At 61.3% G+C, this 23374-nt stretch carries 23 protein-coding genes; 7 read left to right on the top strand and 16 right to left on the bottom strand.

Annotated elements, in window-relative coordinates; all coding sequences use genetic code 11:
* Positions 1 to 19 precede the first annotated feature (19 nt).
* The 14 genes from astE to acs all read right to left on the bottom strand — a co-directional run bounded on the left by astE (position 20) and on the right by acs (position 15821).
* Positions 20 to 1027, bottom strand: a complete 1008-nt coding sequence (gene astE, locus J3P77_RS06930; protein ID WP_434680603.1) for a succinylglutamate desuccinylase — start codon at positions 1025 to 1027, stop codon at positions 20 to 22.
* Between the two features lie 18 nt (positions 1028 to 1045).
* The gene (locus tag J3P77_RS06925; RefSeq protein WP_434680602.1) at positions 1046 to 1333 is read right to left on the bottom strand and encodes a topoisomerase II; all 288 of its coding nucleotides are present in this window, start codon (positions 1331 to 1333) and stop codon (positions 1046 to 1048) included.
* 78 nt (positions 1334 to 1411) lie between these two features.
* Positions 1412 to 2758, bottom strand: a complete 1347-nt coding sequence (gene astB, locus J3P77_RS06920; RefSeq protein ID WP_434680601.1) for an N-succinylarginine dihydrolase — start codon at positions 2756 to 2758, stop codon at positions 1412 to 1414.
* 52 nt (positions 2759 to 2810) lie between these two features.
* On the bottom strand, positions 2811 to 4280 hold the full coding sequence (gene astD / locus J3P77_RS06915) for a succinylglutamate-semialdehyde dehydrogenase (RefSeq protein WP_434681915.1): 1470 nt from the start codon (positions 4278 to 4280) through the stop codon (positions 2811 to 2813).
* Positions 4277 to 5302, bottom strand: a complete 1026-nt coding sequence (astA, locus tag J3P77_RS06910) for an arginine N-succinyltransferase (RefSeq protein WP_434680600.1) — start codon at positions 5300 to 5302, stop codon at positions 4277 to 4279. The genes astD and astA overlap by 4 nt, the downstream gene beginning before the upstream one ends.
* Before the next feature lie 61 nt (positions 5303 to 5363).
* The gene (aruF, locus tag J3P77_RS06905; protein ID WP_434680599.1) at positions 5364 to 6395 is read right to left on the bottom strand and encodes an arginine/ornithine succinyltransferase subunit alpha; all 1032 of its coding nucleotides are present in this window, start codon (positions 6393 to 6395) and stop codon (positions 5364 to 5366) included.
* Positions 6396 to 6528: 133 nt separating this feature from the next.
* Positions 6529 to 7746: an aspartate aminotransferase family protein gene (locus J3P77_RS06900; RefSeq protein ID WP_434680598.1), complete on the bottom strand. Its 1218-nt coding sequence runs from the start codon at positions 7744 to 7746 to the stop codon at positions 6529 to 6531.
* Positions 7747 to 8029: 283 nt separating this feature from the next.
* Positions 8030 to 9028, bottom strand: coding sequence for a transcriptional regulator ArgR (argR, locus tag J3P77_RS06895; protein WP_434680597.1), 999 nt, complete (start codon positions 9026 to 9028; stop codon positions 8030 to 8032).
* 134 nt (positions 9029 to 9162) lie between these two features.
* Positions 9163 to 9927, bottom strand: coding sequence for an ABC transporter ATP-binding protein (locus J3P77_RS06890; protein ID WP_434680596.1), 765 nt, complete (start codon positions 9925 to 9927; stop codon positions 9163 to 9165).
* A gap of 22 nt (positions 9928 to 9949) precedes the next feature.
* Positions 9950 to 11062 (bottom strand): succinylglutamate desuccinylase/aspartoacylase family protein, encoded by a 1113-nt coding sequence (locus J3P77_RS06885; RefSeq protein WP_434680595.1) that lies wholly within the window; start codon positions 11060 to 11062, stop codon positions 9950 to 9952.
* Between the two features lies 1 nt (position 11063).
* Positions 11064 to 11762: an ABC transporter permease gene (locus J3P77_RS06880; protein ID WP_434680594.1), complete on the bottom strand. Its 699-nt coding sequence runs from the start codon at positions 11760 to 11762 to the stop codon at positions 11064 to 11066.
* The gene (locus J3P77_RS06875) at positions 11759 to 12448 is read right to left on the bottom strand and encodes an ABC transporter permease (protein WP_434680592.1); all 690 of its coding nucleotides are present in this window, start codon (positions 12446 to 12448) and stop codon (positions 11759 to 11761) included. Before J3P77_RS06875 ends, J3P77_RS06880 begins: the two co-directional genes overlap by 4 nt.
* Before the next feature lie 81 nt (positions 12449 to 12529).
* Positions 12530 to 13306, bottom strand: a complete 777-nt coding sequence (locus tag J3P77_RS06870; RefSeq protein WP_434680591.1) for an ABC transporter substrate-binding protein — start codon at positions 13304 to 13306, stop codon at positions 12530 to 12532.
* A gap of 559 nt (positions 13307 to 13865) precedes the next feature.
* On the bottom strand, positions 13866 to 15821 hold the full coding sequence (gene acs, locus J3P77_RS06865; protein WP_434680590.1) for an acetate--CoA ligase: 1956 nt from the start codon (positions 15819 to 15821) through the stop codon (positions 13866 to 13868).
* Positions 15822 to 16171: 350 nt separating this feature from the next.
* On the opposite strand from acs, the gene J3P77_RS06860 reads away from it, so the two are divergent.
* The 7 genes from J3P77_RS06860 (at position 16172) to J3P77_RS06830 (ending at position 21034) form a co-directional block, all read left to right on the top strand.
* Positions 16172 to 16438, top strand: coding sequence for a DUF2790 domain-containing protein (locus tag J3P77_RS06860; RefSeq protein WP_434680589.1), 267 nt, complete (start codon positions 16172 to 16174; stop codon positions 16436 to 16438).
* A 281-nt stretch (positions 16439 to 16719) separates the two neighbouring features.
* Complete coding sequence (gene phhA, locus J3P77_RS06855) at positions 16720 to 17520, top strand: phenylalanine 4-monooxygenase (RefSeq protein ID WP_434680588.1); 801 nt, start codon at positions 16720 to 16722, stop codon at positions 17518 to 17520.
* Positions 17521 to 17546: 26 nt separating this feature from the next.
* A complete protein-coding gene (locus J3P77_RS06850; protein ID WP_434680587.1) occupies positions 17547 to 17903 on the top strand; it encodes a 4a-hydroxytetrahydrobiopterin dehydratase in 357 nt (118 codons plus the stop codon).
* Entirely contained in the window at positions 17903 to 19099 is a 1197-nt protein-coding gene (locus J3P77_RS06845; RefSeq protein ID WP_434680586.1) for an amino acid aminotransferase, read from the top strand. The genes J3P77_RS06850 and J3P77_RS06845 overlap by 1 nt, the downstream gene beginning before the upstream one ends.
* A 45-nt stretch (positions 19100 to 19144) precedes the next feature.
* Positions 19145 to 19396, top strand: coding sequence for a hypothetical protein (locus J3P77_RS06840; RefSeq protein ID WP_434680583.1), 252 nt, complete (start codon positions 19145 to 19147; stop codon positions 19394 to 19396).
* A 94-nt stretch (positions 19397 to 19490) separates the two neighbouring features.
* Positions 19491 to 19670 carry a hypothetical protein gene (locus tag J3P77_RS06835; protein ID WP_434680582.1) on the top strand — a complete coding sequence of 60 codons (180 nt, stop codon included), beginning with the start codon at positions 19491 to 19493 and terminating at the stop codon, positions 19668 to 19670.
* 161 nt (positions 19671 to 19831) lie between these two features.
* Positions 19832 to 21034, top strand: a complete 1203-nt coding sequence (locus tag J3P77_RS06830) for an MFS transporter (protein ID WP_434680580.1) — start codon at positions 19832 to 19834, stop codon at positions 21032 to 21034.
* Positions 21035 to 21361: 327 nt separating this feature from the next.
* Here J3P77_RS06830 and arfB read toward each other — a convergent pair whose 3' ends face one another.
* Together arfB and J3P77_RS06820 are read right to left on the bottom strand one after the other, a co-directional pair.
* Positions 21362 to 21775 (bottom strand): alternative ribosome rescue aminoacyl-tRNA hydrolase ArfB, encoded by a 414-nt coding sequence (gene arfB / locus J3P77_RS06825; protein WP_434680579.1) that lies wholly within the window; start codon positions 21773 to 21775, stop codon positions 21362 to 21364.
* Between the two features lie 79 nt (positions 21776 to 21854).
* Positions 21855 to 23261, bottom strand: coding sequence for an amino acid permease (locus J3P77_RS06820; protein ID WP_434680578.1), 1407 nt, complete (start codon positions 23259 to 23261; stop codon positions 21855 to 21857).
* Positions 23262 to 23374 lie beyond the last annotated feature (113 nt).

Raw genomic sequence — 23374 nt, 5'->3', positions numbered from 1 at the left:
TTCGCGGACAAGTCCGCTCCTACGACAGCGTGTCTTCTTTGGCCGGGACGATCAGAATCCCCGCGCGCAACCCGGCCTTGACCTTCGGGTTGGGAAAGATGATTCGCGCACCCTCTTCTTCCACCACCCAGCGTGCGTCGCCTGCATCTTCGGCAATCACGTAGCCTTGTTCCAGTGGTGAAAAATTTTCCACATCGTCCGCCAGCTTGAAGCTGAAGGCATCGGTGCGCTTGATGATTTCCCGCGCCACGCTGAACAGTTGCACACCCTCAAGATCCGACGGCGTTTCGGGTTCACTACCTTCGATCAACTGCTCCAGCCGCGTATGCAGTGCTGTGAGGTTGACCTGCTGGTTCTGGCCGAACGGCCGCGCCTTGCCCAGCTCCAGCGTGAAGGCTTCGGCACCGAGCTGGTCGTAGGTATAGGCGCTGAACACAATCGAGGGCTTGTTCTGCAGCAAGACGGCGCTGATGCCTGCGGCACGCAGGCGGGCCAGTTCGGTGCGGGAGTGTGCACGGCCTTCCTTGTACGGATAGAGCGCAAACTGCTCGATCCGCGAACCACGGATCGCGGTATGCAGGTCGTAATGCAGACGGTAACGGTCCGGCAGGCTGAAGAACGCCGCGGCCAGACGCTCAAGCTCACAGGCGCGCAGCGCTTCAGGACCGCCACCCAGCTCGTGACGCCCGTTGAACAGGCGATTGACGTCCTCCTCGACATACCGAACGCCACGACGCATGGCCTCCGGGTTGCCGAACAGAAACAACACCCGCGCACGCGGCTTCAGGTCGCCACGTGCAATGGCGCGGATCAGCTCGTCGAGCAGCTCGATGGGCGCAGTCTCGTTGCCGTGAATGCCTGCCGACAGCAAGACATCGCTGCCGTTGTCGCAGCTCTCGGGTGGTCGGACCTCCAGGGCCCCTTCCCCGAGCCAGCGCAGGCGCACACCGCCCACGGTCATTTGCGTCTTTTGCGCCGGCTCGCGTCCGGCCAGCGTCAGCTCAAGCAGTTTACCGAGGGCAAGCATGGACCCGCTCCTTGCGACTTAGTGGTTGCAGTCCGGGCCATGGACATGACCGTCTTCATCCGCGCCCAGATCGGCCGGCTCCATCTCCAGTTGCAGGCTGACCAGATTGGTCGCCAACGGGCGCAGCAGCAGGTTGGCGTATTCGGCATCGTCTTCTTCAACGTCGACGCCGATCAGCAACTGGCCGCGGCCATCCTGCTGGATCCACAACTCTTTGCCCTGCCAGATGACGGCTACGCGTGTGCAGGAGGTTTCCAGCTGGGTGCCATCGGTGTCTTCAAGGATTAACTGCAGGGCGTCGCTCATGTTCGAAATTCTCTGTAAAGAGTGAAAAGTTGCGCGCCACGTCCGGCGCGCAGGTTGTCAGCCGGGCTTCAGTGAAAATCAGCCCGCCTGAAAAGGATAAACGGCGCCCAGTTTAAGGATTTGCGTCAATTCATCCAGTGCCGTACGGCATTCGTTGAGCAATTGCGGATCGGCCAGATCGCTTTCGCTCATGCGGTCACGATAGTGGCGGTCGACCCATTGGGTCAGGGTGTCGTAGAGCGGTGCGGTCAGGATCACGCCGGGGTTGACCGCCGCCAGTTCGGTTTCATTCAACGCCACGCGCAGCCGCAGGCATGCGGGGCCGCCGCCGTTACGCATGCTTTGCTTCAGGTCGAAGACTTTCACCTCATTGATCGGCCCGGCACCGGCAGTCAGCGACTGAAGATACCGCCAGACCTGCTCATTAGCCTGGCATTCCTGCGGGACGATCAGCAACATCGAGCTGTCAGCGCGGCTCAGCAGCTGGCTGTTGAACAGGTAGGAACGCACGGCGTCATCTACCGAGACTTCGGCGCGAGGTACGCAAATGGGCTGGAACTGCCCCCCCGCGGCGGCCAGCTTGTCCCGCAGCTCGGTGAGCACCCGCTCGCTGTCGAGAAACGCATCCTCGTGATAGAACAGCACTTCGCCGTTGCCTACGGCAATCACGTCGTTGTGAAACACGCCCTGGTCGATCACCGCCGGGTTCTGCTGGGCGTAGACCACGCCCTGGTCGTTCAGACCATGCAGACGCGCCACGGCCCGCGATGCTTCAAGGGTCTGGCGGGCAGGGTATTTCTGCGGTGCCGGGTAGCGGGTATCGAAGGCGCTACGCCCGAAGACGAAGAACTCGACACCGGCCTGCCCGTAGTCGCGACAGAAGCGCGTGTGGTTGGCCGCGCCTTCATCGCCGAATTGCGCCACTGGCGGCAAGGCCGGGTGATGGGCGAAGTGTCCGGCGTCGGCGAACATGGCCCCCAGGATGCGGCTGGTAGTCGGGTGCTCGATGCTGCGATGGTATTTGCAGTTCAGGTTGGCGGCGGTGAAGTGCACGCGCCCGTCCGCGGTATCGGCGCCTGGGCTGACAGTCGCTGCGTTGGCTACCCACATGCTCGACGCCGAGCAGCTGGCGACCAGCAGCGGCATTGCCTGGCGAGCGGCCTGTTCGATCACCTGGGCATCATTTCCGGCAAAACCCAGCCTGCGCAGAGCGGCCACATCGGGGCGTTCCTGAGGCGCGAGGACACCCTGGGTAAACCCCATGTCCATCAGCGCCTTCATCTTCGCCAGCCCTTGCAGCGCGGCCTCACGAGGATTGGCGGACTGCTGACTGTTGTTCTGGGACGCAACGTTCCCGTAGGACAACCCGCCGTAGTTGTGGGTCGGCCCGACCAGCCCGTCAAAGTTGACTTCGCAGGATTTCATCGGCGTGGCTCCGTGGATCTGGTTTTCATAGGCAGTCTTGCGCGTATCGGTTTCAAGTCAGCTTGACGCCTGGGGTGAGCGTCGCGGGCAGCGTCAGGCGGCCGGTTTCCAGCGACGCCACCGGATAGGCGCAATAGTCCGCCGCGTAGTAGGCGCTGGCCCGGTGGTTGCCCGACGCCCCGACGCCGCCGAAAGGCGCGCTGCTGGCAGCGCCGGTCAGCTGTTTGTTCCAGTTGACGATGCCGGCCCGGCTTTGCAGCCAGAACTGCTGGTAACGCGCTTGCGAATCTGACAACAGCCCCGCCGCCAGCCCGTATTGCGTGTCGTTGGCCTCGGCTATCGCGGTGTCGAAATCGGCGTAGCGCACCACTTGCAGCAACGGCCCGAACAGCTCTTCGTCCGGCCGGTCCTGTACTGCGGTCACATCCAGAATCCCCGGCGTCAGCAAGGCGGCGCCGGATTCAGGCTGGGTCATCGCCAGCAGCGCGACGGCGCCATTGGCGAGCAGTTGGCGCTGCGCATCCAGCAGTGCGGTTGCGGCCTGCAGCGAGATCACAGAGCCCATGAACGGAGCCGGCTGTCGGTCGAATGCCCCGACCTCTATGGCTGCTGTCACCTCTACCAGTCGCTGGAGAAATGCATCGCCCCAGCGTCCTTGTGGCACCAGCAGCCGACGCGCACAGGTACAGCGCTGCCCGGCCGAAATGAACGCTGACTGAATAACGGTGTACACCGCGGCGTCCACATCCTGCACCTCCTCGACGATCAGCGGGTTGTTGCCGCCCATCTCCAGCGCGAGAATCTTGTCCGGTCGCCCGGCGAATTGCTGGTGCAGCGCGTTGCCGGTACGGCTCGACCCAGTGAAGAACAGCCCGTCGATGCCAGGGTTGGCAGCCAAAGCGATGCCCGTTTCGCGTCCGCCCTGCAACAGATTCAAGACGCCGGCGGGCAGCCCGGCTTCGATCCAGCACTCAACCGTCAGCTGCGCCACCCTGGGCGTCAGTTCGCTGGGTTTGAACAGCACGGTGTTGCCGGCCAGCAACGCCGGGACAATGTGCCCGTTGGGCAAATGGCCGGGAAAGTTGTAAGGGCCGAACACTGCGACCACGCCGTGCGGTTTGTGTCGCAGCACTGCGTTCGCATCGCCCAGCACGCTGCTCTTTTCGCCGGTCCGTTCGCGGTAGCTCTGGATCGAAATAGCGACCTTGTTGATCATGCTGGTCACTTCAGTCGCCGATTCCCACAGCGGCTTGCCGGTTTCTTCACCGATGCAGCGGGCCAGCTCATCGGCATGCTGCTTCAGGCTGGCGGCGAAGGCTTCGAGCACACCGATACGCTCTTCGAGCGGACGGCTGGCCCAGGCAACAAAGGCCTGGCGCGCGGCACGCACAGCGTCATCGACTTGCGAAGCCGAAGCACCCTTGCCGGACCACAGCACCGCTTGGGTCACCGGGTTCAGCGAATCGAATGCTTCGCCCTGCCCCGCCTGCCACTGACCTGCGATATAGAGCGTGTTCATCAGACAATCTCCCTGACTGGGGACAGAGGAACGGCGCGCACGTTGTCGCCCGGGCTCATGCGCAGGCGCTTGGCGGTCATCGGGTCGACCACCAGCGTGCCGGCCGCGAAGCGCGCCGGGCCGACGGTGATTCGGCAATCCTCACGCTTGCGGTTATAGATCAGAAACTGTGGCGCGTCTTCGCCCGGCGTACCGATGGCCAGCACCAGCGTCTGGCTGTCACGTACCGCGCGGATCTTGGTGGTCTCGCACTCGATGGCGGGCCCGGCATCGAAGATGTCTACGTAGCCCTGATAGGTGAAGCCTTCGGCCTTGAGCATCGTCAGCGCCGGCTCGGTGTCGGTGTGAACCCGCCCGATCACGGCGCGCGCGTCCTCGGAGAGGAAACAGCTGTACAACGGAAACTTGGGCATCAGCTCGGCAATGAAAGCCTTGTTGCCGACGCCAGTCAGGTAATCGGCCTGGCTGAATTCCATCTTGAAGAAATGCCGTCCCAGGCTTTCCCAGAATGGCGAACGCCCGTTGATATCGGACATGCCGCGCATCTCGGCGATGATCTTGCTGCCGAACAGCCGCGGAAATTCGCCGATGAACAGCATCCGCGCCTTGGACAGCAAGCGGCCGTTGAGCCCGGTGCGCGCATCGCTGCGCAGGAACAGCGAGCACAGTTCCGAGTTACCGGTCAGGTCGTTGGCCAGAAACAGCGTCGGGATCTCGCGATAGATGCTCAGCTCCTGCGATGCGCTGACCGTCAGTCCGACCCGATAGTTGTACCAGGGCTCGCGCAGCCCGACAGCCCCGGCGATGGCGGAAATCCCGACCACTTGCCCTTCGTCGTTTTCGAGCACGAACAGGTAGTCCGCATCGGCACGCTCCGCCTCGCCGCGGAAGGTCTTCTCCGCCCAGTCCACCCGATGCGCCAGGCGCTTCTCGTTGGCGGGCAGGGTTGTCAGACCGGCGCCAGTGCTGCGCGCCAGCTCGATCAGCGCTGGCAGATCACTGCTGCGTACGGGACGAACGATCATCTCTTCTCCTCATCGGGCTCGCCTTGAGCCCAAGAAACCACTAATCAGCCGCGATGCGCGGTCAGACCGCCACGATCCGCACGCTGGCACCTTCACCGACACCCAGGGCTTCGGCAGCTTCCAGACTCAGCACCACCGGCCGGCCCGGCGCCCAGTCCAGCTCCAGCAAGGCAGCGCGATAATCCTGCAGCAGGCCGTTGGCGACCAGATACAGCCGACCGCCCTTGCCGACATCGCCGCCCTGCCCGGTTTCGACTTTGACCGGCACAAGGCGACTCTGGGCGATGGAGCGGATACCCGACACCCGCGCATGCAGGGTCGGGCCGCCGTCGAAAATGTCGATGTAGTGGTCTGTCTCGAAGCCTTCGCGCATCAGAATGTCGAAGGTGATCTGTGCACGCGGGTGTACCTGGCCCATCGCTTCCTGAGCAGCGTCCGGGAGCAGCGGCACGTAGATCGGATAATGCGGCATCAGCTCGGCCAGAAAGGTCCGGCTTTTCAAGCCGCACAGACGCTCGGCTTCGGCGTAATTAAGGTCGAAGAAGTTGCGACCGATCGCGTCCCAGAACGGCGAGTCGCCGTTCTCGTCGCTGTAGCCGACGATCTCGGTCACGACCGAATCGGCGAAACGCTCGGGATGACAGGCAACAAATAACAGACGGCCACGGGAATTGAGTTCCGACCAGGGGGTGCCTACCAGTTCCGGCACCACATAGAAGCTGGTCAGCAGGCTGTTGCCGGTCAGGTCGTGGCATTGCGACAACACGTGAATCTTGTTGTGGATTTTCAGTTCGCGGGAGGCGTGAACAAAGGTCTCGTTACGAAAGCTGTAGAACGGCTCCGAATAACCAGCTGACGCAACGATGCCGGAACACCCGACCAGCTGACCGCTGTCCGTGTCTTCAAGGACGAAGAAATAGGTCTCCTCGCCATTGAAACTCACCTCAGCCGCAAAGGACGCTTCGGAAGCGCCAATCTTGTCGCTCAGCCGGCCTTCATCGTCAGGCAAGGAAGTGACACCAATCGGGCTGTCGGCGGCGAGGCGTTTAACCTCGGCCAGATCAGCCATTTGCGCAGGGCGCATCACCAGCATGGTGCCACTCCTTAACCCGATCCACAGGCAGCAATGCCCGTTACGAAAAAATGCGTACCGCGCGACAGGGCGCCCGGCACAGGAAAAATGCCCGGCATCCGCGCTCGGCGGACGCCGGGAAGTACCGCGTCGATCAGGCCGTGAGCTGAGCGATGGCGCGCTCGAAGCGATCCAGGCCTTCGTCGATATCAGCGTCTTCAATGACCAGGCTTGGCGCAAAACGGACTACGTCCGGGCCTGCCTGAAGAATCATCAGGTCCTGCCGCTCGGCCGCATTGAAAATGTCCTTGGCTTTGCCTTTCCAGGCGTCCGACAGCACACAACCGATCAACAGGCCCAGGCCACGCACTTCAGTGAATACGCCGTACTGCTGGCCGATCTTCTCAAGCCGCGTCTTGAACCGCTGATGCTTGTCCTGCACGCCGCTCAGCACTTGCGGCGTGTTGACGATATCGATGACCGCTTCGCCGACCGCGCAGGCCAACGGGTTGCCGCCATACGTCGTGCCGTGAACGCCGACCGCCAGATGCTTCGCGAGTTTTTCAGTGGTCAGCATCGCCGCCAGCGGGAAGCCGCCGCCGATGCTCTTGGCGCTGGACAGAATGTCCGGTGTCACGCCGTAGTGCATGTAAGCGAACAGATGGCCGCTGCGGCCCATGCCACTCTGCACTTCGTCGAACACCAGTAGCGCATTGTGCTCGTCGCACAACTGACGCGCGCCCTGCAAGTACTCCAGCTCGGCCGGCAGTACGCCGCCTTCACCCTGAATCGGTTCGAGCACGACCGCGCAGGTCTTGTCGGATACCGCCGCTTTCAGCGCATCCGGGTCGTTGTACGGCACATGGCGGATACCCGTGATCTTCGGGCCGAAGCCGTCGGAGTATTTGGGCTGACCGCCCACGCTGACGGTAAACAGGGTGCGGCCATGGAAGCTGTTGAGCGCGGCGACGATTTCGTATTTTTCCGGGCCGTACAGATCGTGGGCGACGCGGCGCGCCAGCTTGAAAGCGGCCTCGTTGGCTTCGGCTCCGGAGTTGCAGAAGAACACGCGGTCGGCAAAGGTCGCGTCCACCAGCTTCTTCGCCAGACGCAGGGCCGGCTCGTTGGTGAAAACGTTCGACACATGCCACAGGTTGTTGGCCTGTTCAGTCAGGGCGCCGACCAGCGCCGGATGGCAATGGCCCAACACGTTGACGGCGATACCGCCCGAGAAATCCACCAGCTCACGACCCGCCTGGTCCCAGACGCGGGAGCCCGCGCCACGTACGGGGATGAACCCGGCCGGCGCGTAGTTGGGGACCATTAGCTGGTCGAAATCGGCGCGTTGCACCGCAGCATGCTCAACGGACATCGGAGTCTCCTGAAGAGGAACGCCTGCCTGAAACTGGCGAGCGATTGAAGGATTGTAAGGACTGCCTCGGGTTCGACCTTGCCGCCAGGCGACAACTTGTTACAGCGCAAAACCGTGTTTTTTCAAGGCTTTCGGCAATGCGACATATTCCGTCACAAAGGCGCAGTTTAAACCGTTCCGGTCCGTCGCAGGAACGCGCTTGCCCGCGACGGCGTCCGTATTTTCAAGGCACATGTCGGGCGGCCAAGCGCCGTCGCGGGCAAGCGCGCTCCTACCGGTTGGATCAGCCCCTTTCCGCAGGCACCGACGATAATTCGAACGGGCTGCTGCTGCGCCGCTGGTTGCGGTCTTCGCGGGGCGTGGCGCCGAAGAAATTGCGGTAGGCGCTGGAAAAATGCGGCCCGGACGAGAAGCCACACGACAGGCCGATCTGAATGATCGATTTGCTGGTCTGCATCAGCATCTGACGCGCCTTGTTCAGGCGCAGCTCCAGGTAATACTGACTGGGTACACGATTGAGGTACTGCTTGAAGATTCGCTCCAGTTGCCGGCGCGAGACGCAGACGTGCTGAGCGATTTCGTCAGTGGTCAGCGGTTCCTCGATGTTGGCTTCCATCAACAGCACGGCCTGGGTGAGTTTGGGGTGACTGGACCCCAGACGGTTCTGCAACGGAATGCGCTGGCGCTCGCCACCTTCGCGGATGCGCTCGACCACCAGTTCCTCGGACACCGCACCGGCGAGCTCCGCGCCATGGTCGCGGGACAGCACCGCCAACAACAGGTCGAGCACCGACATGCCGCCACAGGCAGTGAGTCGATCCCGATCCCAGTCGAACAGGTGGCTGGTCGCGATCACTTTCGGGAAACGCTCATTGAAATCGTCCTGCCAGCGCCAATGCACGGCAGCGCGGTAGCCATCCAGCAGGCCCAGTTGCGCCAGCGGATAAACCCCTGCCGACAAACCGCCAATGCAGCATCCGGCACGCACCAGTTGCTTGAGCGCGGTAGCAAGTGTCGAGCTCATGGGGGCCGGCGGCTCGTCGGCCAGCAAAAACAGCTTCTGAAAGCCTTCCAGACGCCCGGCCCAGGGCTGGCCCGGCAGACGCCACGTACCTTCGACGGCCGCCGGGTCAGCAGCCCCGGCTTCGGCCTGCAGGAAGGTCAGCTCGTAAACGACTTCAGGGTGAACGCTCTGGGCAACACGCAAGGCTTCCTCGGCCAATGCCAGGGTCAGCGCCTTGGTGCCGGGCCAGACAAGGAAACCTATTCGATGGGCAGTCATTGGGGCATCCGAATACTTATCACCGCAAAAAACCGGACCTCAACAGGTCAGGTCTGAAACATCCGGAACGGGCCGCGTGCCGCGCAGCATGCCCTGTTCTGTCGTAAAAGGCACCGCCGATGCGGTGCCGACCATCACTTGAGGCTGCCGGACAGGAACTGTTGCAGGCGCTCGGACTGGGGATTGACCAGCACTTCGCGCGGGTTGCCGCGCTCCAGCACCACACCCTGATGGAGGAAAATCAGCTGGTTCGACACCTCGCGGGCAAAGCCCATTTCGTGGGTGACCACAACCATGGTGCGGCCTTCCAGCGCCAGCCCCTGCATGACCTTGAGCACGTCGCCGACCAGCTCCGGGTCGAGCGCCGAGGTCGGCTCGTCGAAGAGCATCACTTCGGGCTCGACCGCCAGCGCACGGGCAATCGCCACGCGCTGCTGCTCGCCGCCGGACATGTGGCCCGGATAAGCGTCCTTGCGGTGCGCGACCCCCACCTTGGCCAGATAATGCTCGGCCTTTTCCAGCGCTTCCTTTTTCGAGACGCCGAGCACATGTACCGGGGCTTCGATCACGTTCTGCAGCGCAGTCATGTGCGACCACAAATTGAAGTGCTGAAACACCATCGACAGTCGCGAGCGCATGCGTTGCAACTGCTTCGGATCCGCCGCCTTGAGACCGCCCAGCTTGTTCGGCACCAGCTTGAGCTCTTCGTTGTTGAGCAGGATCTTGCCGGCGTGTGGCTGCTCAAGCAGATTGATGCAGCGCAGAAAGGTGCTTTTGCCCGAGCCGCTGGAGCCGATGATGCTGATCACGTCGCCCGCCTTGGCCGTCAGGGACACGCCCTTGATCACTTCATGGCTGCCGTAACGCTTGTGCAGGTCCTGGACTTCCAGTTTGTTCATGCTTTCGGTTCTCACAAAACAGTCAATCACTGAGCAGACGCCCTTGGCGCAGCGCAGTGCGGCCCGCCACTTTGGCCAGCCAGAAACCCGGTTGGGCGTAACGCAGCCGCTCGATGGCGAACAACACCCCGGCGGTCCCCGCACAAATGGTGCTGACCTGGTCGGACAGCGGGTCGATGACTTCGAACAACGGGTCGCCGACTTCCACGCGGTCACCCGCGGCGCGCAGGAAGGTCACCACGCCAGGATGCGGCGCGTAGAGCAATTCAGTGCCTTCGAAAGGCATGCCTTCGCAGGGCTCGCGGCCTGGCTGCGGCCAGTCGCCACTGATGAAACCCTGTTCGGCCAGGAACGCGAGGATGCCTTCGGCGTGCGCCTCGGCCTCGGCCTTGCCGGTGTCGGCCTGACCGCCCAGTTCAATGGTCGTCGCCAGACAGGCCAGCGGAATCTGCGCATCCGGGAAGATCCGCGACAGGCGCAGCCAGGGCAACGAACAGGCTTCATCGAACGAACTACCGCCCGAGTCCTCGGCCAGCAATGCGACCTGCACATCCAGGTGCGCCGTCAGCGAACGCCACTGCGGCCAGTGTTGCGGCAAGGCGTACATATGCAACGCGGCATCGGCATCGCAGTGCAGGTCCAGCACCACGTCGGCGGTGCAGGCGTGACCGATCAGCAGGCGCTGCAAGCCCTGCAGCTCGCTTTGAGCAGGCGGGAGATCCTCCAGCGCCCGGGTCATTGCCTGACGAATCAGAACGACGTTCGCGCGCGGATCGTCACCCAGCTGACCTTCCAGCAACTGGGCGACCGGCTCGCTCAGCTCGGTGAAATCGCGGTTGAAATTCTTGCCGCTGCCGAACTCGAAGCGCCCTTGATGGGCACCTTGCAGCAGTTGGCCCAGACCCAGAGGATTGGCCACCGGCACCAGCTCGATGACGCCTTTGAGTGCGCCGCTGCTTTCCAGCTCCAGCAGGCGCTTTTTCAGCTCCCATGCGGTGCGCATGCCCGGCAGTTCGTCAGCGTGCAGGCTGGCCTGGATGTAGGCCTTGCGCTCGCCGCTGCCGAAACGGAAAACGCTCAGTTGGCGCTGGGTGCCCAGGCTGCCCCAGGGCAGTAGGTGATCGATTCGTTGCATGTCAGACCTTCCGTGGGGCCAGGTAGCCCAGCCAGCGGCGCTCGGCAAGCTTGAACAACCGCACGAGAATGAAAGTCAGGCACAGATAAAAGACGCCTGCGGTGATGTACGCCTCGAAGGGCAGATAGAACTGAGCGTTGACCGTGCGCGCCGCGCCGGTGATGTCGATCAGCGTCACGATCGAGGCCAGACTGGTGGTCTGCAACATCATGATCACTTCATTGCTGTACTGCGGCAACGCACGGCGCAAGGCCGAAGGCAGCAGAATACGGCGATACATTTTCATCGGCGACATGCCGACCGCTCGCGCGGCCTCGATTTCGCCGGGCGGCGTGGCCTTGAGGCTGCCGGCAATGATCTCGGCGGTGTAGGCACTGGTGTTGATGGCGAACGCCAGACAGGCACAGAACGTCGCACTCGACAGCCACGGCCACAGGAAGCTTTCGCGCACCGCTTCGAACTGGGCCAGCCCGTAGTAGATCAGGAACAGCTGCACGAGCATCGGCGTGCCGCGAATCACATAGGTATAGAGCCAGGCCGGGAGGTTGACCCAGCGACGCTTCGATACGCGCATCAGGCCCAGCGGCAATGCGGCGAGCAAGCCGACCGCCAGCGAGATGCCCAGCAACTTGAGCGTTACCAGCAGCCCGCCGAAGTACAGCGGCAGGCTTTCCCAGACGACGTTGTAGTCGAAAATCATAGGTCAGCCGCCTTTACGCCTACGGAGTAGCGCTTTTCCAGAAACCGCAAGACGAGCAGCGAGACGCTGGTGATGACCAGGTACATGGCCGCAACCGCCAGAAAGAAGGTGAAAGGTTCGCGGGTGGCATCAGCCGCCTGCTTGGCCTTGAACATCATGTCCTGCAGACCTACCACGGAAATCAGCGCGGTGGCCTTGGTCAGAACCAGCCAGTTGTTGGTGAAGCCGGGAATCGCAAGACGGATCATCTGCGGGACCAGAATCCGGAAGAACACCTTGAACCCGCTCATGCCGTAGGACAGGCCGGCCTCGGCCTGACCTTTGGGAATAGCCATGAACGCACCGCGAAAGGTTTCCGACAGATAAGCACCGAAGATGAAGCCCAGCGTGCCGATACCGGCCAGCAGTGGATTGAGATCGATGTACTCGTCGACCCCGACCATCGGCGCCACGCGATTGAGCAGATCCTGGCCGCCGTAGAAGATCAGCAGGATCAGTACCAGATCGGGAATGCCACGCACGACCGTGGAATACAGGTCGCCCAGCCAGGCGAGCCAGCGCACCGGCGACAGACGCAGCGCCACGCCGATCAGACCGAGGACGATTGCCAGGGCCATCGAAGACAGTGCCAGCTGCAAGGTCAGCCCGGCCCCTTCGAGGATCACAGCCCCGTAGCCTTTCAACATGTTGTGCGGTCCTCAAGCGTGTAATAAAAATGGCGCAAACCAGGCTGCCCTGCTTGCGCCATCTGGATCAGTACCGACGATTTACTTGCCGTAAATGTCGAAATCGAAGTACTTGTCCTGGATTGCCTTGTATTTGCCGTTGGCACGGATCGCGGCGATAGCAGCGTTGATGCGCTCCAGATTGGCCTTGTCGCCCTTGCGAACGGCGATGCCGATGCCGTCACCGAAGTATTTCGGATCAGCGAATGCCGGGCCGACGAAGGCGTAGCCTTTACCGGAATCGGTTTTCAGGAAACCGTCCTGCAACAGCGTGGCGTCGGCAACGGTGCCGTCCAGACGGCCAGCGCCGATATCCAGATAGATCTCGTTCTGCGAGCCGTACGGCGTGACGACCGCGCCCAGCGGCGCCAGCACTTCACGCGCGAAGCGTTCGTGAATCGAACCGCGCTGCACGCCGACCTTCTTGCCCTTGAGCTCGGCCAGGCTGTCGCTGACCACGGTGCCTTCCTTCATGACCAGGCGCGCCGGGGAATTGTAGTACTTGCCGGTGAAATCGACCGACTTCTTGCGGTCTTCGGTGATGGACATCGAGGACAGGATCGCGTCGATCTTGCGCACTTTCAGCGCCGGGATCAGGCCATCGAACTCCTGCTCGACCCATGTGCACTTGGCCTTCATCTCTTCACAGAGGGCATTGCCGATGTCGTAGTCGAAACCCACGATGCTGCCGTCCGGCGCCTTGGAAGCGAACGGAGGGTAAGCAGCCTCGATACCGATTTTCAGGGGCTTTTCTTCTGCGAAGGTCGGCTGCGCGAGCACGGACAACGCCAGCGCGCCAAGAAGCATGAGCTTTTTCATTTAGGACTCCATCGGTGAAGCACGACAAATGGCAGAGTGAGCGAAAGCCCAATATGCGAAGGACATCTAAAGAAAGCGCCGCCAGGCACCGGCTGTCGAAGATCTTGCCGGTGGGCCTTGAGCGAGTGAAGGGCATTTTAGCGACAGGCCCGATGTCGATATTTCTTCAATGCGACAACTAGTTACAGATGCATCAGCAAAGCATCGAAGCCAGCTTGACGCCGAGCGGATTATATGATTACGCAAAAATAATACAACCGGTAGAAGCAGCAAAAAACGCGCCCATTATTGGCGCACCCTTTTGATCCGGCAAGCCCAGCATGCGGATTGGCTGGTTTTCTACAAAAGGACGAGCTGGTATCCGACCCCTGTAAATGGATGTGTCCGACAAAGGAGCACAATTGCGGCCCGCCTGGGTGAGTCGGTAACAGTCTTGAAGTGTTCTGCCGCGCGAGTGGAATATAGTCGTGCTGAAACCGAAACGCCCCGCGCGGCATTGACCGCGAGAGGCGCTTGTTCAGCTATGCAGGTTTAGCCGTGTTGGTCCAGCTGCGGCGGATCAGGCCGCGCTCATGGTCCTGTGCGTGTCGATCAGGTGCTGCACCACGCCAGGATCGGCCAAGGTCGAAATGTCGCCCAGCGAATCGTATTCGGCGGTGGCGATCTTGCGCAGAATGCGGCGCATGATCTTGCCCGAGCGGGTCTTGGGCAGACCCGGCGCCCACTGAATGAAGTCCGGCGAGGCGATCGGCCCGATTTCCTTGCGCACCCAGTTGCGCAGCTCGATGCGCAGAGCCTCGTCCGGCACCTCGCCCGCATTGAGCGTGACGTAGACGTAAATCCCCTGCCCTTTCAGATCATGAGGTACGCCCACCACCGCTGCCTCGGCGACTTTCGGATGCGCCACCATTGCGCTCTCGATCTCCGCGGTACCCATGCGGTGCCCGGAGACGTTGAGCACGTCATCCACGCGACCGGTGATCCAGTAGTAGCCATCTTCATCGCGGCGCGCGCCGTCGCCCGTGAAGTACATGCCCCGGAAGGTCTTGAAATAAGTGTCGACGAAACGGTCATGGTCGCCATACAGCGAGCGCGACTGACCCGGCCAGGAATCGAGAATCACCAGATTGCCCTCGGCGGCGCCTTCGATCAGGTTGCCAAGGTTGTCCACCAGCGCCGGAATCACGCCGAAAAACGGACGGGTCGCCGAACCTGGCTTGAGCGCGGTAGCACCCGGCAGCGGGCTGATCAGGATGCCGCCGGTTTCGGTCTGCCACCAGGTATCGACGATCGGGCACTTCTGCTTGCCGACTGTATCGTAGTACCAGCCCCAGGCTTCAGGGTTGATCGGCTCACCGACCGAACCGAGCAATCGCAGGCTCGAACCGTCGGCACCCTCCACCGATCTGGTGCCCTCGGCCATCATGGCGCGGATCGCGGTTGGAGCGGTATAGAGGATATTGACCTTGTGCTTGTCGATGATCTTCGACACGCGAGTGATATCCGGATAGTTCGGCACGCCTTCGAACAGCAAGGTGGTCGCGCCGTTGGCCAACGGGCCGTAGACGATGTAGCTGTGGCCGGTGACCCAGCCCACGTCGGCGGTACACCAGTAAACCTCGCCTGGCTTGTAGTCGAACACCCGCTCATGGGTCAGCGCGGCGTACAGCAGGTAGCCGGCACTGGTGTGCAGCACGCCCTTGGGCTTGCCGGTGGAACCGGAGGTGTAAAGAATGAACAACGACTCCTCGGCGCCCATCTCCTTGGGTGCGCAGGTGCTCGACGCCACTTCCAGCAAGGCGTGGTACCAGATGTCGCGATGGCGGTTCCATTCGATGTCGCCGCCGGTGCGCTTGCAGACGATGACTTTCTGCACGCTGCTGGTTTCCGGGTTAGTCAGGGCGCGGTCGACGTTGGCCTTGAGCGGCGTCTTCTTGCCGCCACGCAGACCTTCGTCCGCGGTGATCACCACCTTGGAACTGCAATCGATGATGCGGCCGGCCAGCGCCTCGGGCGAGAAACCGCCGAAAACCACCGAGTGAATCGCACCGATCCGCGCGCACGCCAGCATGGCGACTACCGCCTCGGGAATCATCGGCATGTAGATGGTGACCACGTCACCGCGGTGCACATCCTGACCACGCAGGGCGTTGGCGAACTTGCAGACTTCGGCGTGCAGTTCGCGGTAAGTGATTTCACGGTGTTCGGAAGGGTCGTCGCCTTCCCAGATGATCGCGATCGTGTCGCCGCGCTCTTCGAGGTGGCGATCGAGACAGTTGTAGGCAACGTTCAGGGTGCCGTCGGCAAACCATTTGATATCGACACGATGGTCGTCAAAGGACGTCTGCTTGACGTGGGAGAAAGGTTTTATCCAGTCGAGGCGCTTGGCTTGCTCACGCCAGAAACCGTCGGGGTTGACCACCGACTGTTGGTACATCGCCTTGTAGGTGGCCTCATCCGTCAGCGTAGTCGCTGCGACTTCTGGGCGGACGGGGTACAGGGAAGCTGCACTCATCTTGGTTACCTCGGTGGATAGTTGTTGTTTTATGACTCCGTTGTATCCCGCCACCTTGCGCCGGGCCATTCGACGATGGTCTTACCGGCGCGGGATGCGCTGACGCGCGCCGGGCGCTTCACTCTCACGCCATTGCCGGGCGATTGTTGCAATTTCGCTAAAGAGCATTATCAGGACGCGTTGTATATATCGCGCTGCAAGCGGCCTAGAATTCCCTTCGCCAACATGGCAACGATTGACAGCCCCCACGAAGGCTTTTCAAACACTCATAACCTGACAATGCATAACCCGACAATCGGGTTACGTATTCACTCGGCTCGAAAAAGCAAACTCAAAGAAGGTCATTGAAAATGAAAGTTTCGTTATTGGTCCTCGCACTGTGTGGTTTCAGCACACTGGTTGTGGCTGAAGAGTCGGAAACCAAAGTTGCGGCTCAACAGGCGCGTGTCGAGCAATACACCTACGACTCTCACCCCGACATCGCCCGCGTGCTGTCTATCGATCCCATTCCGAGCGTCTGTGAAGTGGTTCCGGCGCGCATGGTCTACGAAGACTCGCATGGCAAACGGCATACCATGAGTTATCAAGTGATGGGCAACGGTTGCAGTAACGGTTGATTGATCGGTGGCTGATAAGCTCTGTTCCAGTCGCCACGAAAAATACCCAAGCCAACGCCTCAGGGAATTTCCCGTGAGGCGTGCTTGTGTGGGCATCAGCAACTAAATAATTATTAACTGAACATTCGATTCAAATTTTCTACCGCAGGTTAATCATCAAATCCGCGCGTTTTTATACGCCCCAATTATTTCCCCATAACTGATATGCAAAAAAACCGACTGACTCGCGCGCGTCAGTGCACTACGCTTGCAGGACAATAACTCCAGTGAAGGAGATCGACATGACCCAGACGCATTACGTGGCCCGCGAGCCCGACGCTCAGGGTTTCATCGACTATCCGCAAGCCGAACACGCGGTGTGGCACACCTTGATCAACCGGCAGCTGAAGGTGATCGAAGGCCGCGCCTGCCAGGAATATCTCGACGGCCTCGAACAGCTCGATCTGCCCCGCGAACGTATCCCGCAACTGGGGGATATCAACCGGGTACTGGGTGCCACAACCGGCTGGCAGGTGGAGCGTGTACCGGCGCTGATCCCTTTCCAGACCTTCTTCGAGCTGCTCGCCAGCAAGCGCTTTCCGGTCGCGACCTTTATTCGCAGCGAGCAGGAGCTGGATTACCTGCAGGAGCCGGACATCTTTCATGAGATCTTCGGCCATTGCCCGCTGCTGACCAATCCGTGGTTCGCCGAATTTACCCACACCTATGGCAAGCTCGGCCTGAGTGCAACCAAGGAACAACGCGTGTATCTGGCGCGGCTTTACTGGATGACCATCGAGTTTGGCCTGGTGGACACGCCCGAGGGGCGACGCATCTACGGAGGCGGCATTCTGTCGTCTCCCAAGGAAACGGTGTACAGCCTGTCAAACCAGCCGGAACACCAACCGTTCGATCCGCTGGAAGCCATGCGCACGCCCTACCGCATCGACATCCTGCAACCGCTTTACTTCGTGCTGCCCAATCTCAAGCGCCTGTTCGACCTCGCCCATGAAGACATCATGGGGCTGGTCCGGCAGGGTATGCTGCTGGGCCTGCACGCTCCGAAATTCGAGCCAAGACCGTCAGCCAAAGCAACGGCCTGATACGACCTGAAAGGAAGACCTCGTCCATGACACCACTCAATCAAGCCAGCTGCGAAGCCTGCCGTGCCGACGCGCCTCAAGTCAGCGAAGCCGAACTGCCGGAGTTGCTGCGTCAGATACCTGACTGGAATATCGAGGTACGCGACAACGTCATGCAGCTGGAAAAGGTCTTTGCGTTCAAGAATTTCAAATTTGCGCTGGCGTTTACCAACGCGGTCGGCGAAATTGCGGAGGCCGAAGGTCATCACCCTGGTCTGCTGACCGAATGGGGCAAGGTGACCGTGACCTGGTGGAGCCACTCGATCAAGGGGCTGCACCGCAACGATTTCATCATGGCCGCCCGAACCGACGACGTGGCCAGGACCGCCGAGGGCCGCAAGTAATGCATTTCAAGGATATCCAGCGTGTGCCGGGTGACCCGATCCTGGGTCTGATCGAGGCGTACGCCAACGACACCAACCCGAACAAGTTCGACCTCGGCGTCGGCGTCTACAAGGATGCGCAGGGCCTGACCACCATTCCTCGCGCCGTCAAACTGGCCGAGCAACGACTGGCTGAATCGCAGCTGACCAAGACGTACATCGGCGGCCACGGCGAGCCGCGTTTCGGTGCACTGATCAGTGAGCTGGTACTGGGTAATGAATCGCCGCTGCTGGCGGCCGGACGGGTCGGCGCGACGCAGTCGCCCGGCGGCACCGGCGCGTTGCGCCTGGTCGGCGAGTTTATCGCGCAGTGTCTGCCGGGCAAGGGAATCTGGCTGAGCGACCCGACCTGGCCGATCCACGAATCGATCTTCAACAAGGTCGGCCTCAAGGTCAGCCATTACCCTTACGTGGGCGCGGACAACCGGCTGAACATCGAAGGCATGCTCGATACGCTGCGCCGGGTTCCCGAAGGCGATGTGGTGTTGCTGCATGCGTGCTGCCACAACCCGACCGGTTTCGACCTGTCCCACGATCAATGGCAACAGGTGCTGGACATCGTGCGCGCCCGCAATCTGCTGCCGTTGATCGACTTTGCTTATCAGGGTTTCGGCGATGGTCTGGAAGAAGACGCCTGGGCGGTTCGGCTCTTTGCCGAAGCACTGCCCGAGCTGCTGATCACCAGCTCATGCTCGAAGAACTTCGGCCTGTACCGTGAGCGCACCGGCGCGCTGATCGTCACCGCCGACAACCCGCAGAAGCTGCTGGATGTGCGCAGCCAACTGGCCAACATCGCACGCAACCTGTGGTCGAACCCGCCGGATCATGGCGCCGCCGTGGTGGCGGAAATTCTCGGCGATCCCAAACTGAAAAGCCTGTGGGCCGAAGAAGTCGAAGAAATGCGCCAGCGCATCGCCCAATTGCGGGTCGGTCTGGTGGAAGCGTTGACGCCACTGGGACTGGGCGAGCGGTTTGCGCACGTTGCGCAGCAGCGCGGTATGTTTTCCTACACTGGAATCAGCGACGAGCAGGTTGCGCGCCTGCGTCATGAGCACAGCGTGTACATGGTCAATGCGGGTCGAGCCAACATTGCCGGGATCGATGCCAGTCGCCTCGACCAACTGGCCAGCGCCATTGCGGCGGTGTGCAACGGCTGACAGACGCTCGACGGCCTCGCGCAGACAGTGGAAAGCAGTTTCTGTTTGCGCGAAATGACCAACGGACCAAAAAAAATCCGGTTTGTCATTTTTACTGGGGTATCCTGCCCGGGCTTTTTAAAGCACGGTTCTATCTGCAACCCCTTGCGAGGAGCGACGACGATGCACGAAATCCCAAACTTCCCCCCAAGCCAAAAGGAACCGCAGCAGTCGACCCTGGCGCAACAAGAACTGGGTCAACCTGTCGCAATGAAAGCAGCAGCACCGGCCAAGGAAAAACTGGCCACCAAGCCTTGAGCTGTACCTAAGGCTCCTGTTTTCAGGCGTATCGAAATCCGGTCCGGCCGAATTTCAATACGCCTGGAATACTCAATTCGAAAGACTCCCCGCCATGTCCGATTTTGATGAACCCCAGGCCCACGCCCTGATCGACGCCGCCGAGAAGATGATCGAGATCTGGAACCGTCTGAGCCCGGAAAAGCAGCAAGCCCTGCTCGCCCGGTTCGGTACCCAGGAAAACGCCTTGGCGGCACTGATAACCACGCGACTGGTCGCGCCGCAAGAAGACTGACGGACCCGGCCCGAACGCCCGCCCGTGTATTTTATTTCGACCTCTTCACCTGCGTAGCCCCACTCGCCGTTATCATGACCACTTCGAAAGCTTGCTAAGGGTTTCGCCGCCTGATGCTCGAACGTCTCGTCTGATCCGCTGCCCGAATGGTCGTTCCTCCCATGTCTGATCCAAAAGTTGTTCCCCCGCAGGACCCGATGGCGGTCACGCTGCTGGTCGTTTCCATCGTTCTGTTTACGTTCATCGGTTACCTGAACATCGGCATTCCCCTTGCCGTGCTGCCGGGCTTTGTCCACACCGACCTCGGTTTCGGCGCTGTCATGGCTGGGCTGGTGATCAGCGTTCAGTACCTGGCGACACTGGTCAGCCGACCATGGGCCAGCCGCATTATCGATAACCTCGGCAGCAAGAAAGCCGTGCAGTTCGGGCTGGCGGGCTGTGGTCTGAGCGGCGTTTTCATGCTTATCGCCGTTTTGCTGCGAGACTGGCCGGTGCTGAGCCTGAGCATTCTGTTCGTCGGCCGCGTCGTTCTGGGCAGCGCCGAAAGTCTGGTGGGTTCGGGCTCCATCGGCTGGGGGATCGGTCGGGTCGGAGCGCAGAACACCGCCAAGGTGATTTCCTGGAACGGCATCGCCAGCTACGGCGCGCTGGCAATCGGCGCGCCACTGGGAGTCTGGCTGGTCAAGTCGTTCGGTCTATGGACCATGGGCGTGAGCATTATCCTGTTGTGCGCCGCAGGCTTTGCACTGACCTGGCATAAACCGGCGGCGCCTATCGTGCATGGCGAGCGCCTGCCGTTTTTGCATGTGCTGGGCCGGGTGTTCCCGCACGGCATGGGCCTGGCGCTAGGCGGTATCGGCTTCGGCACCATTGCAACGTTCATTACCCTTTACTACGCCAGCAATCATTGGCCTGATGCGGCTCTGTGCCTGAGCCTGTTCGGTGCCAGCTTTATCGCCGCCCGGCTGCTGTTTGGCAACCTCATCAACCGTCTGGGCGGTTTCCGGGTGGCGATTGTCTGTCTGTCGGTGGAGACACTGGGCCTTCTGCTGCTGTGGATGGCGCCGACACCGGGACTGGCGCTGGCGGGCGCGGCGCTGACCGGCTTCGGCTTCTCGCTGGTGTTCCCGGCGCTGGGTGTGGAAGCGGTCAACCTGGTGCCAGCCTCCAGCCGCGGCGCGGCAGTGGGCGCTTACTCGCTGTTCATCGACCTGTCGCTGGGCATCACCGGCCCGCTGGCCGGGGCAATCGCCGCCGGTTTCGGCTTTGTCTCGATCTTCCTGTTTGCGGCGCTGGCATCGCTGAGCGGGCTCGCGCTCAGCGTCTACCTCTACAAGCAGGCCCAAGCACTGCGCGAGCAGTAGCATCAAACTCTGGTGCAGCGGAGTCAGGCGACGTCGGACCGGGCGGTTTCTGTGGGAGTCAGCTTGTTTTGGGCGGCAATCCGACGATCTGGCGCGTAGCGGCAACAACCGTCTCTCGATACGCAGCACCCCACTCGCCTGACGTATCCGGGGAACCGGTTCTGCTGCCGCTGCGCAGCAGATCGCCAGCAAGCTGCCTCCCACGGATCTCGGGCAAGCCTTGTGAGCGGCGCGATCCTGTGGGAGCGGACTTGTCCGCGAAGACTGAGGCTTGGGCGATGAATATGTTGCCTCCCACAGAGGACCGACGTATCGGCAGGTACAGCGTTAGAAATCCACCTTCCCGCGCCCGGCCTTGATCGAGCCGCGTTTGCTCTTGGATTCCAGCCGCCGGGTTTTGGAGCCCAGCGTGGGTTTGGTCGGGCGGCGTTTTTTTTCGACCTTGGCGGCGTTGACGATCAGCTCGCTCAGACGCAGCAACGCATCGGCGCGGTTCTGCTCCTGGGTGCGATATTGCTGAGCCTTGATCACGATCACGCCATCACTGGTAATCCGGCTGTCGCGCAGGGCCAGCAGCCGTTCCTTGTAGAACGGCGGCAGGGATGATGCGTTGATGTCGAAACGCAGATGCACCGCACTGGACACCTTGTTGACGTTCTGCCCTCCAGCGCCCTGGGCGCGGATGGCTGTCAACTCGATCTCGTTGTCCGGCAGCTGGACGTTGTTGGAGATCACCAGCATGGAGAATTCCTCCCATGTGGGGCTGCGATGCAGCCCGTATCGGGCAAACGCGCTCCTGCCACCGACGAAGCCCCACCCATCACTTGCCGGGTTCAGCCAGCGCTGAACCACGCCTGGTCTTGAGCAGATAACACGCCCACATCACCAGCAGCCAGACCGGAATCGCGTAAACCGACACCCGGATACCCGGAATCATCAGCATGATGCCGAGGATGAACACCACGAACGCCAGGCACAGGTAGTTGCCGTACGGATACCACAGCGCCTTGAACGTCGGGACCTGACGCGTGCGGTTCAGGTGCTGGCGAAACTTGAGGTGCGAATAGCTGATCATCGCCCAGTTGATGACCAGGGTCGCCACCACCAGCGACATCAGCAACTCCAGCGCCTGATTGGGCATGAAGTAGTTGAGCAGCACCGCTACCAGGGTCACGCCGGCCGACACGAAGACAGCCTTGACCGGCACGCCGCGGCGGTCCACTTGCGCCAGCGCTTTGGGCGCATCGCCCTGCTCGGCCATGCCCACCAGCATCCGGCTGTTGCAGTAGGTTCCGCTGTTATAGACCGACAGCGCGGCCGTCAGCACCACGAAGTTGAGGATATGCGCCGCCGTGTCGCTGCCGAGCATCGAAAACACCTGCACAAAGGGGCTGCCGCTGTAGCTGTCGCCCGAAGCGTTGAGCGTGCCGAGCAAGGCGTCCCATGGCGTAAGCGATAGCAGGACCACCAGCGCACCAATATAGAAAATCAGAATGCGATAGATGACCTGATTGATGGCCTTGGGGATGACGGTCCTGGGATGCTCCGCTTCGGCTGCGGTAAAGCCGAGCATTTCCAGACCGCCGAACGAGAACATGATGATCGCCAGGGCCATGACCAGCCCGCCTGCGCCATTGGGGAAGAACCCGCCGTGTTCCCAGAGGTTGCTTACCGAAGCCTGTGGCCCACCGCTGCCACTGACCAGCATGTAGCTGCCCAGGGCAATCATGCCAATGATGGCCACCACCTTGATGATCGCGAACCAGAACTCGGCCTCGCCGAAGACTTTGACGTTGGTCAGGTTGATCGCGTTGATCATCACGAAGAAAAAAGCCGCCGACGCCCAGCTCGGGATGTCCGGCAGCCAGTAATGCACGTATTTTCCGACTGCCGTCAGTTCCGACATGCCGACAAGGATATACAGCAGCCAGCAGTTCCAGCCCGACAGGAAACCTGCGAAACCGCCCCAGTAATTGTGCGCGAAATGGCTGAATGAACCGGCGACCGGTTCCTCGACGATCATTTCGCCGAGCTGGCGCATGATCATGAAGGCGACGAAGCCGCAGATCGCATAGCCCAGAATCATCGATGGACCGGCCGATTTGAGAACGCCCGCCGAACCCAGGAACAGGCCGGTGCCGATTGCGCCACCCAGAGCGATCAGCTGGATGTGCCGGTTCTTCAGACCGCGTTTCAGCTCACCCGACGGTGAGATTTGTTCACTCATGGAAATAGCCACCTGATTATTCTCGCTCCATGCAGGAACGAACTGCTGCGCTTCAGAACTGCAAAGCCCGAAGCGGTAACGCGAAAAAAGCGCCGCATTGTACACCCGTGCCT

The sequence above is a fragment of the Pseudomonas sp. R1-18 genome, from assembly GCF_051132095.1.
In the GTDB taxonomy this organism is placed as follows: Bacteria; Pseudomonadota; Gammaproteobacteria; order Pseudomonadales; family Pseudomonadaceae; genus Aquipseudomonas.
Note: the sequence above shows the minus strand (reverse complement) of the source record. Positions and strands in the feature narration are given on the sequence as shown.

What these genes read in the sequence shown, in the direction of transcription:
- astE (WP_434680603.1), bottom strand. Translation starts at nt 1,027, where the DNA reads ATGCTTGCCCTCGGTAAACTGCTTGAGCTGACGCTGGCCGGACGCGAG.
- J3P77_RS06925 (WP_434680602.1), bottom strand. Translation starts at nt 1,333, where the DNA reads ATGAGCGACGCCCTGCAGTTAATCCTTGAAGACACCGATGGCACCCAG.
- astB (WP_434680601.1), bottom strand. Translation starts at nt 2,758, where the DNA reads ATGAAATCCTGCGAAGTCAACTTTGACGGGCTGGTCGGGCCGACCCAC.
- astA (WP_434680600.1), bottom strand. Translation starts at nt 5,302, where the DNA reads ATGATCGTTCGTCCCGTACGCAGCAGTGATCTGCCAGCGCTGATCGAG.
- aruF (WP_434680599.1), bottom strand. Translation starts at nt 6,395, where the DNA reads ATGCTGGTGATGCGCCCTGCGCAAATGGCTGATCTGGCCGAGGTTAAA.
- J3P77_RS06900 (WP_434680598.1), bottom strand. Translation starts at nt 7,746, where the DNA reads ATGTCCGTTGAGCATGCTGCGGTGCAACGCGCCGATTTCGACCAGCTA.
- argR (WP_434680597.1), bottom strand. Translation starts at nt 9,028, where the DNA reads ATGACTGCCCATCGAATAGGTTTCCTTGTCTGGCCCGGCACCAAGGCG.
- J3P77_RS06890 (WP_434680596.1), bottom strand. Translation starts at nt 9,927, where the DNA reads ATGAACAAACTGGAAGTCCAGGACCTGCACAAGCGTTACGGCAGCCAT.
- J3P77_RS06885 (WP_434680595.1), bottom strand. Translation starts at nt 11,062, where the DNA reads ATGCAACGAATCGATCACCTACTGCCCTGGGGCAGCCTGGGCACCCAG.
- J3P77_RS06880 (WP_434680594.1), bottom strand. Translation starts at nt 11,762, where the DNA reads ATGATTTTCGACTACAACGTCGTCTGGGAAAGCCTGCCGCTGTACTTC.
- J3P77_RS06875 (WP_434680592.1), bottom strand. Translation starts at nt 12,448, where the DNA reads ATGTTGAAAGGCTACGGGGCTGTGATCCTCGAAGGGGCCGGGCTGACC.
- J3P77_RS06870 (WP_434680591.1), bottom strand. Translation starts at nt 13,306, where the DNA reads ATGAAAAAGCTCATGCTTCTTGGCGCGCTGGCGTTGTCCGTGCTCGCG.
- acs (WP_434680590.1), bottom strand. Translation starts at nt 15,821, where the DNA reads ATGAGTGCAGCTTCCCTGTACCCCGTCCGCCCAGAAGTCGCAGCGACT.
- J3P77_RS06860 (WP_434680589.1), top strand. Translation starts at nt 16,172, where the DNA reads ATGAAAGTTTCGTTATTGGTCCTCGCACTGTGTGGTTTCAGCACACTG.
- phhA (WP_434680588.1), top strand. Translation starts at nt 16,720, where the DNA reads ATGACCCAGACGCATTACGTGGCCCGCGAGCCCGACGCTCAGGGTTTC.
- J3P77_RS06850 (WP_434680587.1), top strand. Translation starts at nt 17,547, where the DNA reads ATGACACCACTCAATCAAGCCAGCTGCGAAGCCTGCCGTGCCGACGCG.
- J3P77_RS06845 (WP_434680586.1), top strand. Translation starts at nt 17,903, where the DNA reads ATGCATTTCAAGGATATCCAGCGTGTGCCGGGTGACCCGATCCTGGGT.
- J3P77_RS06835 (WP_434680582.1), top strand. Translation starts at nt 19,491, where the DNA reads ATGTCCGATTTTGATGAACCCCAGGCCCACGCCCTGATCGACGCCGCC.
- J3P77_RS06830 (WP_434680580.1), top strand. Translation starts at nt 19,832, where the DNA reads ATGTCTGATCCAAAAGTTGTTCCCCCGCAGGACCCGATGGCGGTCACG.
- arfB (WP_434680579.1), bottom strand. Translation starts at nt 21,775, where the DNA reads ATGCTGGTGATCTCCAACAACGTCCAGCTGCCGGACAACGAGATCGAG.
- J3P77_RS06820 (WP_434680578.1), bottom strand. Translation starts at nt 23,261, where the DNA reads ATGAGTGAACAAATCTCACCGTCGGGTGAGCTGAAACGCGGTCTGAAG.